The sequence below is a fragment of the SAR202 cluster bacterium genome (genome assembly GCA_016872355.1).
In the GTDB taxonomy this organism is placed as follows: Bacteria; Chloroflexota; Dehalococcoidia; order Lucifugimonadales; family VGZY01; genus VGZY01.
In genome coordinates, this window is record VGZY01000017.1 from 27,257 (window position 1) to 44,731 (window position 17,475).

Here is a 17,475-nt window from a genome sequence, read left to right on the forward strand (position 1 = left end):
TAAAACTACATGGACGGAGAGGGAGTGTCGTGAAGCTGCTTCCCATATCCAGCCTACGGGCGAGGTTAGTAGCCCTCGTACTCTTCGCCGCAGTCCCCGCTTTCATTCTGCTTGCCTGGTCCGCAGCTAACGCCCGGGACCAGGCCGCGCGCGAAGCACGCGAAGACGCAGCCAGGGCTGTAGCCGCGGCTGCCCGCAACCAGGCGGCGCTCATCGATCAGGCCCAGCGGCTCCTCATGCTATTGGCGCAAGTGCCCCAGACGTTGCCCGGCCACGAGTCAGAGTGCTCCAGCCTTGCACGCGCATACTCGTCCAGAGCCCGCAATTCGGCAATATCGGCGTGGCTACTCCCGATGGGAATCTCTACTGCAGGGCTGCGCCCCTGGCCTCCGCCGTAAACGTTTCGGACAGGGCCTATTTCCAGCGCGCCGTTACCGCGAAAAACTTTGCTGTCGGCGACTACCTGATCGGCAGGGTGACCGGCAGGGCTTCGCTTACTGTGGGCTATCCGACGTACGACGAGTCCGGTGAGATGCAGTCCTTGCTCTTTGCCGCAATCGACCTCGGGTGGCTCAACGATGGCGCCGCCGCTTCCGGCCTGCCGGACGGGTCGGAGGTGTTCGCGGCGGATACACGCGGGTCAATCCTGGCGCGGTTCCCGGATTCCGCAGGATCAGTGGGGAAGGCCCTGTCCGACTTCGGCTTGCCCGCCGAGTCGCTGGCCTCCGGCAACCCGGTGACAGGCCTTGACGGAACGGACCGTCTCTATTCCGTTGAGGCGGCGCATTACCAGGTTACGACTATCTACTTCGCCGGCGGCATACCCGCTTCAGTCGTATTCGCCGGGGCAAACGCGGAGATTGCCCGGGACCTCCTGGCGCTGGCGGGAATCGTTGTGCTGACGGCGGCCGCGGCGTGGTTCACCGGAGGCTTCCTGGTGCTCCGGCCTATCAGAGAGATCTCCATTGCTACTCGCGCCCTGTCGGCAGGCGATCTAAGCAGCCGCGCCCGCGTTTTGGGGGCGGCGAAAGAGCTTGACCAGCTTGCCGCATCATTCAATGAGATGGCGAACACCATTGAGTCTAGGGACCGAGAGGTGCAGGACTCGGCGAAGGCCATCAAGGCAGCTAACGCGAAACTGAACGCTGTTGTTGATGCTTCGCCGATCGGGATAGCCTCTCTGGACGCAAAAGGCAACATTGTGATCTGGAACCGCTCCGCCCAGGTCATCACTGGGTGGACGGTAGAAGATGCAGTGGGGCGCCCGCTCCCTATTACCGTCGACGAGAAGCCGGTTTACGGAAACGGGTTGGCTGCTGCCCTCCGGGATGGGAAGACCGTCGCAGGAACAGAGATTAGAGCGCGCCGAAAAGACGGCGCTCCGGTTGACCTCAATATGTCCGCCGCGCCATTGCGAGGGCCGGGCGGATCAATCGAAGGCGCTATTGTCATGATGACGGACGTTACCGAGAAGAACAGGCTCCGCGATCAACTTGTTCAATCCCAGAAGGTTGAGAGCATCGGCTGGCTGGCGGCGGGCGTCGCGCACGACTTCAATAACCTCCTCGTCCCCATAATGGGTTACGCAGAGCTAGTGTCCGAAACCATGCCCCCAGGCGATAGGGCCAGGGAAGACCTCAACGAGATATCCAGGGCCGCCGAACAGGCGCGCAACCTGACTCGGCAGCTGCTTGCCTTCTCTCGGCAGCAGGTGATGGAGCCTCAGACCTTCGACCTCAACCAGCTCATCCTGGACATGGACAAGCTGTTCCAGCGCGTGATCGGAGAGAACATAGAGCTGACTTCGTTGCCCGCGGAAGGGATATGGCCGGTGTGCGCAGACCCCGGGCAGATACAGCAAGTCCTCATGAACCTGGTCGTGAACGCCCGGGACGCGATGCACAGCGGCGGAAAAATTACCGTTGAGACATCGAATGCTGTACTTGATGACGAATACGTGGCCCTGCATCCGGATGCGACTGCAGGTGAGCACGTTATGCTTGCGGTGACGGATACGGGTACAGGGATGACAGACGAGGTCAAGAGACACCTTTTTGAGCCGTTCTTCACCACGAAGGAGCGCGGGAAGGGCACTGGCCTGGGCCTGGCGACATGCCACGGGATCATCCGGCAGAGCGGCGGCACAATCTGGGTATACAGCGAGCTCGGCCGCGGCACCACCTTCAAAGTGTACTTGCCCAGGGCGCAGGGGGCGCCACAGGCAACCAGAGTGGAGGCGGAATACTTTGGAGGAGGAAACGAGACCGTCCTGGTGGTCGAGGACGATGATCGAGTCCGGCGCGTGGCCGTCAGAACGCTTTCGGAAATAGGGTATCGAGTGCACGAAGCGTGGGACAGCGAAAGCGCTTTGGCTGTGTTCTACGGCGAGGGTCCATCCATAGCACTGCTGGTCACCGACGTAGTTATGCCCGGGTCCAACGGCAGGGAGCTGGCTGACGGCCTACGCCGCCGATTCCCGTCCCTAAAGGTCCTCTTCATGACCGGATACACGGATGATACCGTTATCCGCCACGTGGTGCTTGAGCAGGGCGCGGCGGTGCTCCAGAAGCCATTCACCCCCAGGACTCTTGCAAAAAGGGTCCGTCAGGTGTTAGATACGCCTATCGTGGGGCACGGATAGGGTTCGTGATACGCGTGAGGTCGCGCGCGGCGTTACCATAGATGTGGACCCTGCCGGCAACGTCGTCGGCATCGACATCGAAAGCGCTGGCAAGGTGGTGGACATGACGCGGCAGGAGGCCGTCGCGGGCTTTGCGATGACGAACCTACTAATCAAGTGACGCTGGTGATCCTTGGATCTCGGAAACATCGGTACGGCGTTCGCGCTGATCTTCCTGGCGGAGTTCGGTGACAAGACACAGTTTGCAGTTGTAGGCGTATCCGCCCTCGCGCGGCTGCGGTGGGCGGTCTTCCTCGGCTCTGCCGCCGCGTTCATTGTCCTTGCGCTGGCGGCGTCCATCATAGGCTCGATCGCCGGCGACTTGATCCCGGCCGAGTGGGTGGGTATTGCGGCCGGCACCCTGTTCCTGGTCATCGGGGCGCTGACCCTCCGCGCGGCCCTCGGTCACGACGCCGATGACGGCGAGGCAGGCGCCGGCGGCGCGAAGTCGCAGTCGTTCGCCCGAGTGGCCGCGTCCACGTTCGCGATGATCTTCGTCGCCGAGATGGGGGACAAGAGCCAGCTCGCCGTCACCGGCCTTGCCGCCGAGTCCGGCGACCTCCTCGGCAGCTTCATCGGCTCGGCGCTCGCGCTGGTGACGCTCACGGGCCTTGGCATAGTCGGCGGCGCCGCGCTTTCGCGCTACCTCAAGCCGAAGATGATCAAGACGATCGCGGCGGTGGTCTTCCTTGGCGTCGGCCTTGTGCTCCTCGTCGGCGCGATAGCCGCGATGAGGTAGTGGGCGAGGTCCGTTACGGAGGTACAGTTTGGATCTTCAGACGTACCGCATCGGCGTCCGCCTGGCACTCTCCGCATGCGGCCTGCTCTTGGCGGCCTGCAGTCCGGCAGCGCCTATGGCCCCGCCGGCAACCGGCACTGCTTCCGCAACGCCACTTCCCGAAGTAACGCGTGTTCCTCAGGGAAGTGGTGATGTTGTGGCGCAACGAGAAGCCGAGGAAGTTGCCGTTCTTGTGCAGCTTGCCGGTGCGGTCTCTCAGGGAGCGAAAGAGATAGTGTCCTTCCCACTGCTCCGTTCGATAAATATCAATTACGGGACTGGGGTCGCGACTTTTGGATTCACCGACGGCAGGGCGACCGCGCAGTTCGACATCGCCGTTTCAAGCACATCAACGACGGCTTCTGACTGGTCCGTGCGGCAGCATGACACGATCCATCCTGTTTTTGCTGTAGACCATTCAGTGCTGGACCTTGCCGGTCTACGAGTGCCGCCGTCGAAGACCTTCAGCGCTGCTCTGGAGGACTGGCGTCATTGCAGGAATTCTGACGATACGACGAGATTGACTGCCACGCTACTTCCGGCGCCTGAAGGGCTCATTTGGACGGTGAGTTGCGGCACGTCAGAAGGGATCTGGTTCGGGACGATGTACAACGCAACCGAGGTCTGGCGCGCAGAGGCTTCTCCGCTACAGCCTCCCGAGACATCAGTGCCCAGATAGGCGCGTCGGGAGTCCCCCGTTTGCAGTCCCGAAATCAGCGTAATGTGTGGATGACTTCCCCGGCTTTTGGCTTGACTGACTACTTACTACCGACTACCTCCCTTGTAGTATCATGTCCGCCATCATCTCCCGGAGCGTCCACCCATGCCCAAAGATCTCCCCAGGCACGCCCGCGTCGTCGTCGTGGGCGGCGGCATTGCGGGGTGCGGAGTCGCGTACTACCTTGCGAAGCTGGGGTGGCGCGATGTCACCGTGCTGGAGCGCAAGACCGTGTCCGGCGGGACGACGTGGCACGCGGCGGGGCTGGTGACGCAGTTCCGGGCGTCGCGCTCCCTCATCGAGATTGCACGCATCAGTGTGGACCTGTACTCGCGGCTGGAGGCTGAGACCGGCCTGCCCACCGGCTTCCGGCGTCCAGGCAGCATCACCGTCGCCCGCACGCCCGGGAGGATGGACGAGATCCGCAAAATCGCCTCGCTCGGCCGCTCCTTCGGCATCGAGATCGAGCCGATTACCCCGAAGCGCGCGGGCGAGATGTGGCCGCTTATGCGCACGGACGACCTGGTTGGCGCGCTCCACATCCCGCGCGACGGTCAGACAAACCCCGCTCTGACGGCCCTCGCGATGGCGCGCGGCGCGGAGCTGCAGGGTGTGAAGATCATCGAGAACGTGCAGGTGACCGGCTTCCGCAAGAGGCACGGCTCGGTGGCGGGCGTCGTAACGGGTAGGGGAGAGATCGGCTGCGAGTACGTCGTCCTCGCGGCGGGCATGTGGTCGAGGGAGCTTGGCCTGCTCGCGGGGGTGAATGTGCCGCAGATGGCTGCAGAGCACATGTACCTCGTCACCAACCCGCTCCCCAGCGGCGTCCCGTACGAGATTCCCTCGCTGCGCGACCCGGACGAGCAGATCTACTTTCGCCGCGACATGGAGGAGCAGGGCGCGATCCTGATGGGCGGCTTCGAGACGGACGCGAAGCCGTGGGGGGTGAGGACGGGGATTGGCAGTGAGCAGTCGGCAGTCGGCCAGGCAAACAGCCGAACAGCCACACCCTCTCCGTCCCGATGGGGCATCGGGACACCTCTCCCTGAGGGAGAGGAACAAAGGCAGGGAGGGGAAGGGGAACAGAGCCGAGACATCCCCGGGGACTACCACTTTGGGCTGCTGGAGCCGGACTGGGACCACTTCAAGGTGTTCTGGGAGAACGCCATCTTCCGCGTGCCGGCGATTGAGGAGGCGGGGATCAACCGCTTCTACGTGAGCGCGGAGAGCTTTACCCCGGACAACAAGTACATCCTCGGCGAGGCCCCTGAGCTCAAGAACTTCTACGTCGCGACCGGCCTCAACTCCACGGGCATCTCCGCCGGCGCGGGTGTCGGCAGCCTCGTTGCCCAGTGGATCGTCGACGGCCACCCGCCGATGGACCTTACGGACGTCGATATCCGCCGCTTCCACGGCTTCGAGAACTCGCCGAAGTTCCTCCTGGACCGCACGGTGGAGTCGGTCGGGACGATGTACGGGATGCACTGGCCCAACAAGCAGATGACCACCGCCAGGGGCGTCCGACGCTCCGCCATCCACCAGCGGCTGGCCGCGCGCGGCGCGTGCTTCGGCGTCGGCGGCGCGGGCTGGGAACGGCCCAACTGGTACGCGCCCCACGGCGTCGAGCCCAAGTACAGGTACTCCTACCAGCGCCAGAACTGGTTCCAGTACTCCGCCGCCGAGCACCGCTCCGCGCGCGAGGACGTCGCCCTCTTCGACCAGTCGTCCTTCGCGAAGTTCCTTCTGCAGGGCACCCAGGCAGAGCGCCTCCTGCAGACCCTCTGCGCCAACGACGTCGACGTCCCTCCCGGCCGCGTCGTCTACACCGCCATGCTCAACCCGCGCGGCGGCATCGAGGCCGACCTCACCGTCACGCGCCTCTCAGAGGACAGCTACCTCATCGTCACCGGCGGCGCGACCGCCACCCGCGACTTCCACTGGATAAAGTCGCACATCCCACACGGCGCGCACACCTACCTGACGGATGTCACCTCCGCGTACGGCGTCCTGGGCGTCATGGGCCCCAACTCCCGCGCCCTCCTCCAGACCCTCACGGACGCCGACATGTCCAACGCCGCCTTCCCGTACATGACCTCGAAGGAGCTGCCCCTCGGCTACGCCACCGTCCGCGCCTCCCGCGTCACCTACGTGGGCGAGCTCGGCTGGGAGCTCTACGTTCCCACCGAGTTCCTCCCGACCGTCTACGAGGCGATCGTCACCAGCGGCGACGACTTCGCCCTCAAGCACGCCGGCTACCACGCGATGAACTCCCTCCGCATCGAGAAGGGCTACCGCGCCTGGGGGCTGGACATCACCGACCAGGAGACGCCCCTTGAGGCCGGCCTCGGCTTCGCCGTCGCGTGGGACAAGCCGGTAGAGTTCATCGGCAAGCGCGCCCTCCTCCACCAGCGCGAGCGCCCGCTGCGCAACCGCCTCGCCATGCTAGTCCTGGACTCCGCCGAGCCGGTGTTGTGGGGCGACGAGCCCATCTACCGCGACGGCGCCCTCGTAGGCCGCACCACCTCCGGCTGGTTCTGCCACACCGTCGGCCGCTCCGTAGCCATGGGCTACATCACCAACCACGACGGCGTAACATCGGAGTTCATCAAAACAGGCGCATACGAAATAGAGGCGGCGTCCGAGCGCCACAAGGCCAAGGCCAGCCTGCAAGCGCCATACGACCCGAAGGGCGAGAGGGTGAGGGGGTAGGGCCTTTAGGATTTCCTCCCTAGGTACTATTCTAGGTATATCCTTGAAAGGGCTGCAGTCGTTAGAGGAATAACCCAGACAAAGAACTTAAGGCTCTACTCCTAGTATCCAGACGCCTCCCTCCATTTCCCCACGCCTCTGGGATCAACAATAGATTTCTGAAGAAGCTCTATCTGCGGAGAAAAAGAGAGCCTGTTAAAGTCGATGTTTTCAACTTCAATATGATATTGGATCCACATGAGACGGTCGATGCCAATGTCCTCTTTCACCCACATCTCCGAGACCGCGCTGAAGTACGCTACCTCCGGAAGATCCTGGACGATGGAGATGTTTGCCTGGATGTAGGAGCCAACATTGGCTTCTATACCCTTATCATGGCAAAGGCCGTAGGCGCTAAGGGGAAGGTGCTGGCCATCGAAGCGGACCCCGTAGTACATCGAAGCCTCGAAACGAACCTATCCATAAATGGTATTAATAACGTCCGCGCTTTGAATCTGGGCGTCTCAGACAGGGAGGAGAGCCTCAACCTGACCGTTTCAATGCATGGCCACAGAGGCGGAAACTCCTTTCTAAAGGATGGGCAAAACAAGGTCGAGGTAAAGTGCAGGCCGCTGCTTGCCTTTGTGGAAGCTGAAGGAATCAAAAACATTAAGGCCTTGAAGATCGATATCGAGGGTTTTGAATTCAGGGTACTGAATAAATTCTTCAGCGAAGCCAACACAGGATTATGGCCTGAGGCGGTCATATTAGAGTACGTGCCTTCCAGGACAGCTAAAGCAGGTGGCGAAAGTCTCAGGTTGTTGCTGGAAAGTGGATATGTGGTTCACTCAAGGCATGGAATCAACTACATCCTAACGAGAAGACATTGAACGCGTATTAGTCTTTAATCACTTTTCCGGCTCCTTCTCCCTCTCCTCCCCAACCGCCGCCAGGAACTCCGCGTCGAACTCCGGCGCGGGCCAGTCCGCCGGGTACGCCTTGTTCATCGCCGCCAGGAACGCCGATCCGTCGTTGAGGGGGTGCTTGAGCCAGTAGTGGAGGAAGGTGTAGAGCTTGTCCACCACCTACTTGTTGAGCGCCGCCAACTCCCCCTCGGAGATACGCCCCTTCACCGGGTTCGTGACGCAGTTCACCGCCATCAGCGTGGCGATGCGCTTCATCCACTCCGGCTCAATGTCGTCCATCGCCTGCTTCACGGCCCTGCGCGACTCCCGCGAGATGGGCGTGCGGCCTGGTGTTGCGTCTCGTCGTCGCGACCTGTTGCGGTCCATTCATCGCCTCCGTGCGTACATAGGGCGGGCATAATACCAGGCTGCGAGGGGCGCCGGTTGCCTCAACTCACTCCTTGGGCAATAATACATCACCTGTTCGCGCGGAGGGACGCATGCACCGGAGCACGCTCGTAGGGCTGGTCGTGGAGGCGTGGAAAGACCTGGACAGGGCCGTCGCGGGGCTGAGCGCGGAGGACGCAGTAAAGCGTCACGCGGGCGGCAGCTCCTTCGCGTGGACGCTCGCGCACGTCACCCACCAGGTGGACGTCTGGGTCAACGTGCGCTTCGCCAAGCACCCGCCGCACCCGGTCGTCGCGCAGGACCGCTTCCGCTTCGGCGGCACCGGCGACGCCTCCGAGTGGGAGGCCATCCAGCAGGGCGTCAAAGAGGTGCGCGAGCGGGCTCTGGCGTACCTTGCGGACAAGTCGGACGAGGACCTTGAGGCGACGGTCCCGTACACCGGCTCGCACGTCCGCCTGCGGGAGCTCGGCGCGCTGAGCCTGCGGTACGCCCTCTACCGCGCCGTATCGCACCACTACTTCCACATCGGCGAGGTCGCGTCCAAGCGCGACGCCCTCGGCCACAAGGTCGGCGATTACCCCGGAACTCTTGAGGAGAGCATCTAGATGGCAGACAGAAAGATCAAAATCACCGCCGGGAGCGTGACGCTCACCGGCACGCTGAACGGCTCCGAGACCTCGAACATGCTGTGGGACGTCCTTCCCATCAAGGCGTCCGCGAGTGTCTGGGGCGACGAGATCTACTTCAAGACGGCGGTCAACACCCGCGAGGCGAAGGACTCCCAGGAGACCGTGGACATGGGCGCCATCGCCTACTGGCCCCCCGGCAATGCCCTCTGCTTCTTCTTCGGCCCCACCCCCATGAGCGCCGGCGACGAGATCCGCCCCGCCAGCGGGGTAAACGTCATGGGCAAGATAGACGGCGATGCGAAGGCGCTCAAGAAGGTGCGCGCAGGCGAGCCGGTAGTCGTGAAGAAGGGGTCCTGATGCGCTTCACGGACCACCTCCGCAACGCGGCCGCGCCCATATGGGCGGCGGAGCACCGCCACCCGTTCGTGACCGGCATCGGCGACGGAACGCTGCACGTCGAGAAGTTCAGGCACTACATGATGCAGGACTACGTATTCCTGATCGACTTCTCACGCGTCATCGCATTGGCCGTTGCGAAGGCCGAGGTTCTGGAGGACATGGCGTGGCTCGCCCGCCTCCTCCATGAGACCCTCAACACGGAGATGGCCCTCCACGTCGGTTTCTGCGCGGACTTCGGCATTACGGAGGCCGATCTCCGCGCCACGAAGCCTTTTCCGACCAACCTCGCTTACACGCGCCACATGCTGGCGTGCGCATACTCCGGCGACGCCGGCGAGACCGCCACGGCTATCCTCCCGTGCTCATGGGGCTACTCAGTCATCGGGCAGACTCTGGCCGCCCGCGGCCTGCCCAGGCACCCGCTGTACCGCCGCTGGATCGAGATGTATGCCTCGCCGGAGTTTGCCGCTCTCGCCGATTGGCTGCGGGAGTTCGTGGACAGGCGCGCGGACGCCGGCGGCGATCACTACCGCGCCCGACTGGAGGGCATCTTCCTCACCAGCAGCCGGTACGAGTACATGTTCTGGGATGCGGCTTACAGGCTGGAAGGATGGTCGGTCTGGGAGAATAGTGAATTGTGAATAGTGAATAGGGAATTGCGGAACGGGGACAAGGGAGAGCGGCGGGGAATTCCGCGTCCTATGCAGGCGCGACCTCTTGCTTTGTCCGCGCGGCGATGTTCGCCGAGTAGACACAACCGCTGTGGCCGTCGCTGATGCACTGCTCGCGGGTGACAGGGACTTTGAGGAGGGAGGCGATGAGGTTGCGGTCGAAGTCGCAGACCGCCTTATTTCGCATCGCCACAGCTCTGAACGGGCAGTTCAAAAGCGAAATCTTCAGACTGCCGTCAGGACCGATATCGGTCTCCGGGAAGAAATTGTCCTGGCTCAACTGGGCAGTGAGCGCCGTAAGTCGATCGCCCATGCCCTTGCCGTCAAGAATTTCCTCGTGCTTTCGCGCCGCGGCGTCACCCATCCGGGCAAAGACGAGCTCGAGCAGGTCTTCTCCATCCCTGGAACTGGTCTCGTCAGCGGTTAGGGCCGACAGTTCCTGTACGATCGCCCCAAGCATCCCATCATAGTCCTTTGGAAGCGACTCTTGGCCGCCCTCTGTAAGGTAAAATGCGTACTCGGGCCGTCCCGTCTTCTTTCTTACTTCCGTAAAGGCCACGAGGCGGTCGCGCTGGAGTATGTCGAGATGGCGCTGGACCGTGGCGGGCGCAAGGCCGATGGCCCTTGCAAGGCCGTCCACGGTGTCGGTGCGGTTCCGTTGCAGGATCTGGAGTATCTGGAGTCGGCTGCCTTCCATGGAGACGGTCCTGGGGGATGCGGGAGAAGTAGTCCAAACGGAGTATAGGTAGGTCCCGTCGAAGTTGTCAACAAATTAGGCACATATTGCATCAAAATGCATAATTGCATGTTAAATTGACAAAGACGCCTAATTAAGTTATGATAAACATGTAGTCCAAACAAATAGTTTCACAGTCCGAAGCTTACCGGCAGACATCAAAATCGTTCTACTCGTTTGAGTCATCGTAATCAGGGACACTAATCAATCTAGGGTAGCGGCAGGTCGAGGTTGCGCCATTGAGGCCTGTCGCCGGAGGTGATGAAGTGCGGGTGGCATTCAAGTCGTGTCCTAGGTGTCAAGGCGATGTGAGCTCAAAGCGTGACATGTACGGGGAGTACACGGAGTGCCTTCAGTGCGGATATGTGGTGGACGCGCCTACTCCCAAGCTGCATTTCACCGGTGTCATCGGTAAGTTGAAGCCTGGCAGGCCCAAGAAGAACGCCATCCGCCAGGACGTCCTCGTCTAGGTCCTATAGGGTCTGGTCCCCAAAGCCCATTAGTCCGCGTCTGCAGTGAGAGCTTCTTGATCGGGCGGTGAAGGTGCCCCAACTTCGGTAAGTCTGCTCTCCCTACAGCAACCGGAAAAGCATGCGAGCTTCGGACCAGGCCCTCTTGTTTTGTCCACATCCCTTCCTCGATAGTCGAATTCCGTCGCGTCGCTCAAACTATTTCCCTGGGCCGTCCTACTTCCTCCTTATGTCCGTCAGCAGCGAACGTTTTGTATCTGAAAACTAACATCTCTTCTGTGACTCTCGTTCCACCGATAGGATAAGTCCACAACAAATTGACGTTCAAGCCTATTGCAAGGGCGTTAGCCTTGCGTTATAATGCACTGTTTGTGTGAAGCAGCCAAAGGATCCGTTTTTCGTAATCATGCATCTGATTAACTGTGGCCACAAAGCGCGGCCAGAAAATGCGCAAGACCTGATGGAGGAACATTAAGTGGGATCGTCGAGGTTCGGTTCGGGGTCGGCTGTCGCAGTCGCAGAGCCTATTTCAGTTGAGGCGCCGTCTTGCCGACACCAGTGGATGATTGAGGCGCCGTCCGGCCCATCCAGCTCGGGGAGGTGCCGCCGCTGCGGTGAGATCAAGCAGTTCATGAACTACATCGAGGGCTCGGCCTGGGGCTACGATATCTCTATCGAGCAGCTCGCCGGCGGCTCGCGCCTTCCGGTCTCCCGGGAAGCGAAGCCCAAGAAGAGCCTGGCTGAGGAAGAGTAGTCCGCGTGTGGCAAGTGCGCCGGCGTGCTGGCGCATTCAGTCACCTGACAACAGGGCCACTGCTTCTGAGCAGTGGCCCGTTTGTTTTCTTAACTACTACCGGAACAGGTCGTGCGTGCGGTCCCGAAGGAGCCCTCTGGCGCTCCCGTCCGCGTGTCGAAACGGGACACCCCGCGCTATCGCCGCCGGCACGCCGTCCGACTTGGCCATCACCAGCTCTGAAGCGGCCGCTACCTCGTCGGCAACGGCAATTCGCGTCACCTTGAGGGATTTCCCCAACGCATCCGCTGCGCCGCGGTAGTCGTTGAACGGGTCCATGCCGGCGACCCCAATGGCGAAGTTCACGTGGCCCTCTCGCCACGCGCGACCGAACGTGTCCGTGATCACTACCGCCACGCTTTCCAGCCCAGACAGCCGGCAAACGTCTTCCCTTATCGCTCGCGCCGATGCGTCCGGGTCCACGGGTAAAAGGCACACAGTCTCTTCACCGGGTACATTCGACGAGTCGATGCCCGAGTTTGCGCACACGAAGCCGTGCCGCGTTTCCGTGATGATAATCCCGCGCGTCTCGTCCACCCTCACAATAGCGGCGCTTTCCCGCAGGATAAGCTCCACCAGGCGGGGGTCCCGGCGCGTACGCCCGGCGAGGTCCGCGGCCTGCGGCGACGGCGTGACGCTGCTGAGCGCAAACATGCGCCCTTCAGACTTGGAGACCACCTTCTGGGTAACCACCAGGATGTCGTTCTCGGCGAGCGGAGTGCCCTGTGCAGCGGCGCGGCGGACCACCATCTCGGTGATCGGGTCGCCGGCGACGATTTCGGGCAGGCCGCCTATGCCAATGAACTCAACGCGGCGAGGAGTTGCCATGGATACCTGTGATGAGAAAAGTGGGCGCGTGGCTGCGGTGTCTATAGTATACTCTTGGCGGCGGCCGGGCCCGCTTTAGGCCCAATGTCGCATGCACTTCCCGGGGACGCCATTGATGCAAGTGGTCCGCTCTCTACTGTTCGTGCCGGGCAACCAGCCGAGAATGCTGGACAAGGCGCTCGGCCTGTACCCTGACGCCGTTGTGCCCGACTTGGAGGACTCTGTGCCGGACGGTGAGAAGGACGGGGCGAGGCGCACGGTATCCGAATACCTTCCCCGGCTAGCCGGGCGCGGCCCCCTTGTCATTCCCAGGGTGAACGCACTCCGTTCCGGCCATTTCGAGGCTGACCTTGAAGCCGTTGTCGGACCGCATACCGTCGGTGTTTCCGTTGGCAAGGTCGGCACTGTACAGGATGTTCAGAACATCTCGGCCGCTATGGTGTCGCTGGAACGGAAATCTGGCATAGAGCCCGGCGCCACCCGCCTGGTGCTCTGGCTCGAATCGGCGCTGGCTATTGTAAACGCGTATGCTATTTGCGCCGCGTCCCCAAGGATTCTTGGGGTGGCGTTCGGGGCGGAAGACTTCACGAACGATATGGAGATTCAGCGGCAGCCGGACGATTCCGAGGTGGTACACGCCCGGAGCGTGGTCGCTATCGCGGCGCGAGCGGCAGGCGTGCTCGCTGTAGACACACCGTACTTCGCATTCAGGGACGTCGACGGCCTGCGCTCGAATATCCGCTCGGTCAGGAAGTTGGGATACAAGGCGAAGTTCGCTATTCATCCGGCCCAGGTGGACATCATCAACGAGGAGATGTCGCCTTCCGCGACGGAGCTAGAGCGCGCCAGGAGGATCGTAGCCGCCTTCGAAGAGGCCGAGCGCGCGGGTCGCGGGTCGACGTCGCTAGACGGGCTAGTCATCGATGTCCCGGTCGTAAAGCGTGCGCGGAAGTTGATTGAGACGGCGGAAGCGATTTCGAGCAGGGCAAGAGCAGGAGCATAGGGTTGGTACCAGACAAGATCCAGCTTGAAGGGATGGTCTTTTACGGATTTCACGGCGCAAGCCCGGCCGAGCAAGAGGTGGGGCAGCGGTTCGTTGTCGACCTTGAAGCGCACCGAGACCTCCGTGCCGCCGGGCTGTCCGACGAGCTGGAGGACACCGTGAGCTACTCCCACCTTTACAAGCTTGTGAAGGAGATCGTGGAAGGTCCCAGCCGGAAACTCCTGGAAAACGTCGCCGAGACCATCGCCGCCCGCATACTCGCAGGCTTTCCGGTTGACGCCGTCAAAGTGCGCGTCAGGAAGCCGGAAGTGCCGATGAAGGGCAGCATCCTCTCTTTCGCAGCAGTCGAAATCTACCGCACGCGGTAACCTTGGGCCGTTGCATGGGCTTGCACACCGTGTAAGACTGGAATCAAAGGGCGAAGCACGGAGGTGGACGCATTGTCACTGGCAAAGTCCCCAGCAAACCGACCGTCGACAGTCGGAGATCTGAAGTCGAGTGGATACCACCCCGCCCACATCAAGGAAGAGATACGGCGCAACCTGATCTCGATCATCGAGAAGGGCGACAGGCTCTTCCCAGGCATCGTCGGCTTTGAAGACACCGTCATTCCCCAGCTTGAGAACGCCATCCTCGCAGGGCAGGACATCGTCCTCCTGGGAGAGCGCGGCCAGGCGAAGTCGCGCATCCTCCGGCAGTTAGTAACCCTCCTCGACGCCGAGATCCCGGTCATCGCCGGCTGCGAGGTCAACGACAACCCGTTTTCGCCCATTTGCAGGCGTTGCAAGGACCTTGTGTCGGATAAAGGCGACGGCGCGCCGGTCTCCTGGCTCCCGCGCGACAGGCGTTACGGCGAGAAACTGGCGACGCCGGACATATCCGTCGCAGACCTCATCGGTGAGATAGACCCCATCAGGGTGGCGGAGGGGCGGTACCTCGCGGACGAACTTACCATCCACTTTGGCCTCGTCCCGCGCACCAACCGCGGCATCTTCTGCATCAACGAGCTGCCGGACCTGGCAGAGCGCATACAGGTGTCGCTCTTCAACCTGATGGAAGAGCGCGATATCCAGATCAAGGGATATCGCATAGTGCTGCCGCTGGACGTCATGCTCGTCGCGAGCGCCAACCCCGAGGACTACACCAACCGCGGCCGCATCATCACGCCGCTCAAGGACCGGTACGGCGCGCAGATCAGGACGCACTATCCAAAGTTGCCCGAGCACGAGATCGCGATCATCGAGCAGGAGCACTCGCGCTTCGCGGACACGCGAGACCGCGTCATCGTGCCGCAGTACATGAAGGAAGTGATCGCCGAGATTACCCGGCTGGCCCGCAAGAGCCCTGAGATTAACCAGCGCTCCGGCGTCAGCCTGCGGGTCTCCATCGCCAATTACGAGACGTTGCTCGGCAGCGCCTTCAAGCGCAGCCTTCGCCGCCGGGAGGTGGCATCGCCACGAGTGAGCGACCTTCCTGGAATTCTCGCGTCCACCACAGGCAAGATTGAGCTGGAGACGACCGAGGAGGGCAAGGAAGGCCGCGTTGTAGAGGACCTGATCAAGAAGGCCGTAGTGAACGTTTTCAACCGGCACGTCGGCACTGCCGATCTCTCCGGGCTCGTTACCCGCTTTGACAGCGGGCTGATCGTGGAGACCGGCGCGGACATTCCGTCCGCCAGGTACGTCGAAAAGCTCCGCGGCGTGGACGACATCTCGAAGGTCGTCCAGAAGCTGGTTCCGAGCGAGGAGCCTGCGACATTCGCCTCGGCCGTTGAGCTTATCCTGGAAGGGATGCACCTGAACCGCAAGCTCAACCGGGAGATGGTCTCCGGTCGCTACCAGTACCGCCGTTAGCCAGGTTTGCGAGAAGCTATCGCCCGGTCGCCACGTAAACGCTGCCGGACCTCTCCAGGCCGTAGCGGTCAGCTACGTTCGCGTCTCCGAAGGTGAAATACACGGTCCCATTACCCCGGTTATGCTCCACGATAGCGTCCATCGAAGGAAACTGGGACTCGCTGTTGGGCAGGGATGGGACCCTGTCCGGGTAGCGCCGCTCCAGTTGGCCGCGGTACCAATCGAACGGCAGAAGGAGCGGCGCCACCACCGCCACGTCAGGGCGACCGCCCTCCGCATGCTGGACGTACCACAGCGAGAAGAAATCCTTCTCCGTGCGGCTGAACACGATCGCGTCAGGCGGCAGTGCTGCCATGATCTCCGTGGCCCGCTCGCGCGCAGAGCGGTCGTCGCTAAGGTCCTGGTCGGTGTAGTTGAGGCCTATCGAGACCGCGGGGAGGAACAGGAAGGCCAGTCCTCCGAGAATCGCGATCCGCCAACCAGTGGCCACAGCCCCCGCCGGCCCCGGCAGCACGGCGTGCGCGCCGTTAGCCTTCATTGCGTCACCGGACTCGCCAAGCACCAGCGTGCCCACCAGCCACGCGAAGCCCACGCCCCCCAGTACAGCCCCCGCCATAATCGCCGGCACCATCAGCACTTCAGGATCCACACTGCGGTATCCGATTGAATATACGGTCACAGCAATGATCGTGAAGATCATCGCCCAGAACACCCTGGGGAGCATACCAATGGCCAAACGCCCGCCCACAATCGCGAAAAAGAGGCCGAGCGGATTGAGCTGGACAAAGATGAGCTCAATCGTTTCCAGGACGCGACTGCCGACCTGGCTCGCGGGCACGCCGAAGGCGTAGTTCCCGTACGCTCGCGCGGTCACAAGCCAGAGGAAGCCGGCGGGAGAGTCCGCGTCCCCCCAGTTCACAGGCGGGTCCGCTGCCGCCCTGATGGGCAGGTAAGCGTACACGGATAGTCCGGCGACGAATGGGGCGACGGTCCGCGGCGAAAGAATTGCGCGGATCCCGCGTGTTCTTAGGAGCAGCACTGCCAGAGGCGCGCCGACCGCGAGGAGCGTGAGGTGGTTGCCCAGGCCGAGGCCGAAAAGAAGCCAGAAGGCGGCGAGCAGCAGTCTCTCGTTCGGCACGACGTCGGCCCGAGCTGGTTCTCCCGGGTGAGGCTGAGAAAAGGAGTGGGCCGGCAAAGTTACGTGGAGCGCGATGAACAGGAGCGCGGCGGCGAACAGCGCGTTGAGGGTGTAGACTTCCGTCACGACTGCCTGGGACCAGAAGAGCGGCGCAGCCGCCAGCATCGACGCCCCTAGTGCCGCGCTGACCACTGCCAGGCTCACCGGTGATTTTGGTAGCGCATAACGGCAGAGCCTGAGCGCGGAGGCGTAGACAAGCACGACCGCCAGTGCGGCGCACAGAGCGGAAAACAGGTTGCCCCTATAGGCAATGTCACCCACCGGCACGGCGGTTATGAAGCCCTTGAGCGCCAGCATGTACGTGGGGTAACCGGGAGGGTGCGGTATGCCCAGTGTCTGGGCCGCCGCCAGGAGGTCGCCGCCGTCCACGGCTTTACCGTCCCACCCCCATGTGAGGGTGAGCGCCATTGCGAGCAGGTACAGCGCCATGGCCCCGGCGAAAAGACCGGCGCCTGTAATGATCGATGGAAGGTGAAAGCGGGTTCGCACGGGCGCGGAGGGGTCCTGTTTACGTTATTCGGCGGCGCGTCCGGCCGCAATTGAAACAGCATAGCGCGATTGGTACAATTACGCCACTTTCAGAGCCAAACGTGTCTTTGCTCAGTGATATTGTCAGTAGGTAACTGCTCAGTGAATATGTCAGTCCATGAGAGGACTACATTTGACCGAGCGAGAAGCGAAGAGAGCACAGATACTGAACCTTGTTCTGGAGGGGCGT

At 62.2% G+C, this 17,475-nt stretch carries 16 protein-coding genes; 12 read left to right on the plus strand and 4 right to left on the minus strand.

Annotated elements, in window-relative coordinates:
* Positions 1 to 283: 283 nt before the first annotated feature.
* The 5 genes from FJ319_05715 (at position 284) to FJ319_05735 (ending at position 7,754) form a co-directional block, all read left to right on the plus strand.
* Positions 284 to 2,641 carry a response regulator gene (locus FJ319_05715; GenBank protein ID MBM3933786.1) on the plus strand — a complete coding sequence of 786 codons (2,358 nt, stop codon included), beginning with the start codon at positions 284 to 286 and terminating at the stop codon, positions 2,639 to 2,641.
* Complete coding sequence (locus FJ319_05720; GenBank protein ID MBM3933787.1) at positions 2,616 to 2,801, plus strand: DUF2283 domain-containing protein; 186 nt, start codon at positions 2,616 to 2,618, stop codon at positions 2,799 to 2,801. Before FJ319_05715 ends, FJ319_05720 begins: the two co-directional genes overlap by 26 nt.
* Before the next feature lie 12 nt (positions 2,802 to 2,813).
* Positions 2,814 to 3,419, plus strand: a complete 606-nt coding sequence (locus tag FJ319_05725) for a TMEM165/GDT1 family protein (protein MBM3933788.1) — start codon at positions 2,814 to 2,816, stop codon at positions 3,417 to 3,419.
* 862 nt (positions 3,420 to 4,281) lie between these two features.
* The gene (locus tag FJ319_05730; GenBank protein MBM3933789.1) at positions 4,282 to 6,885 is read left to right on the plus strand and encodes an FAD-dependent oxidoreductase; all 2,604 of its coding nucleotides are present in this window, start codon (positions 4,282 to 4,284) and stop codon (positions 6,883 to 6,885) included.
* A gap of 221 nt (positions 6,886 to 7,106) precedes the next feature.
* The gene (locus FJ319_05735) at positions 7,107 to 7,754 is read left to right on the plus strand and encodes an FkbM family methyltransferase (protein MBM3933790.1); all 648 of its coding nucleotides are present in this window, start codon (positions 7,107 to 7,109) and stop codon (positions 7,752 to 7,754) included.
* Positions 7,755 to 7,949: 195 nt separating this feature from the next.
* Here the strand turns inward: FJ319_05735 and FJ319_05740 are convergent, their stop codons facing one another.
* Positions 7,950 to 8,156 (minus strand): hypothetical protein, encoded by a 207-nt coding sequence (locus FJ319_05740; GenBank protein ID MBM3933791.1) that lies wholly within the window; start codon positions 8,154 to 8,156, stop codon positions 7,950 to 7,952.
* Between the two features lie 113 nt (positions 8,157 to 8,269).
* Between FJ319_05740 and FJ319_05745 the strand changes: the two genes are divergently transcribed.
* From FJ319_05745 to tenA, 3 genes are read left to right on the plus strand one after another with little or no spacing between them, the layout of a single operon-like run.
* A complete protein-coding gene (locus tag FJ319_05745) occupies positions 8,270 to 8,782 on the plus strand; it encodes a DinB family protein (GenBank protein ID MBM3933792.1) in 513 nt (170 codons plus the stop codon).
* On the plus strand, positions 8,783 to 9,163 hold the full coding sequence (locus FJ319_05750; GenBank protein MBM3933793.1) for a hypothetical protein: 381 nt from the start codon (positions 8,783 to 8,785) through the stop codon (positions 9,161 to 9,163).
* Positions 9,163 to 9,846 carry a thiaminase II gene (gene tenA / locus FJ319_05755; GenBank protein ID MBM3933794.1) on the plus strand — a complete coding sequence of 228 codons (684 nt, stop codon included), beginning with the start codon at positions 9,163 to 9,165 and terminating at the stop codon, positions 9,844 to 9,846. The genes FJ319_05750 and tenA overlap by 1 nt, the downstream gene beginning before the upstream one ends.
* 58 nt (positions 9,847 to 9,904) lie before the next feature.
* Here the strand turns inward: tenA and FJ319_05760 are convergent, their stop codons facing one another.
* Complete coding sequence (locus FJ319_05760; GenBank protein MBM3933795.1) at positions 9,905 to 10,573, minus strand: ArsR family transcriptional regulator; 669 nt, start codon at positions 10,571 to 10,573, stop codon at positions 9,905 to 9,907.
* A gap of 984 nt (positions 10,574 to 11,557) precedes the next feature.
* Here FJ319_05760 and FJ319_05765 point away from each other — a divergent pair.
* A complete protein-coding gene (locus FJ319_05765; GenBank protein ID MBM3933796.1) occupies positions 11,558 to 11,836 on the plus strand; it encodes a hypothetical protein in 279 nt (92 codons plus the stop codon).
* A gap of 96 nt (positions 11,837 to 11,932) precedes the next feature.
* Here FJ319_05765 and cofE read toward each other — a convergent pair whose 3' ends face one another.
* Positions 11,933 to 12,703: a coenzyme F420-0:L-glutamate ligase gene (gene cofE, locus FJ319_05770; GenBank protein ID MBM3933797.1), complete on the minus strand. Its 771-nt coding sequence runs from the start codon at positions 12,701 to 12,703 to the stop codon at positions 11,933 to 11,935.
* A 91-nt stretch (positions 12,704 to 12,794) separates the two neighbouring features.
* On the opposite strand from cofE, the gene FJ319_05775 reads away from it, so the two are divergent.
* The 3 genes from FJ319_05775 to FJ319_05785 all read left to right on the plus strand — a co-directional run bounded on the left by FJ319_05775 (position 12,795) and on the right by FJ319_05785 (position 15,559).
* Positions 12,795 to 13,706 carry a CoA ester lyase gene (locus FJ319_05775; GenBank protein ID MBM3933798.1) on the plus strand — a complete coding sequence of 304 codons (912 nt, stop codon included), beginning with the start codon at positions 12,795 to 12,797 and terminating at the stop codon, positions 13,704 to 13,706.
* A 2-nt stretch (positions 13,707 to 13,708) separates the two neighbouring features.
* A complete protein-coding gene (folB, locus tag FJ319_05780; GenBank protein ID MBM3933799.1) occupies positions 13,709 to 14,074 on the plus strand; it encodes a dihydroneopterin aldolase in 366 nt (121 codons plus the stop codon).
* A gap of 78 nt (positions 14,075 to 14,152) precedes the next feature.
* The gene (locus tag FJ319_05785) at positions 14,153 to 15,559 is read left to right on the plus strand and encodes a magnesium chelatase (protein ID MBM3933800.1); all 1,407 of its coding nucleotides are present in this window, start codon (positions 14,153 to 14,155) and stop codon (positions 15,557 to 15,559) included.
* A 16-nt stretch (positions 15,560 to 15,575) separates the two neighbouring features.
* Here FJ319_05785 and FJ319_05790 read toward each other — a convergent pair whose 3' ends face one another.
* Positions 15,576 to 17,186 (minus strand): DUF2723 domain-containing protein, encoded by a 1,611-nt coding sequence (locus FJ319_05790; protein ID MBM3933801.1) that lies wholly within the window; start codon positions 17,184 to 17,186, stop codon positions 15,576 to 15,578.
* Positions 17,187 to 17,475: the final 289 nt, after the last annotated feature.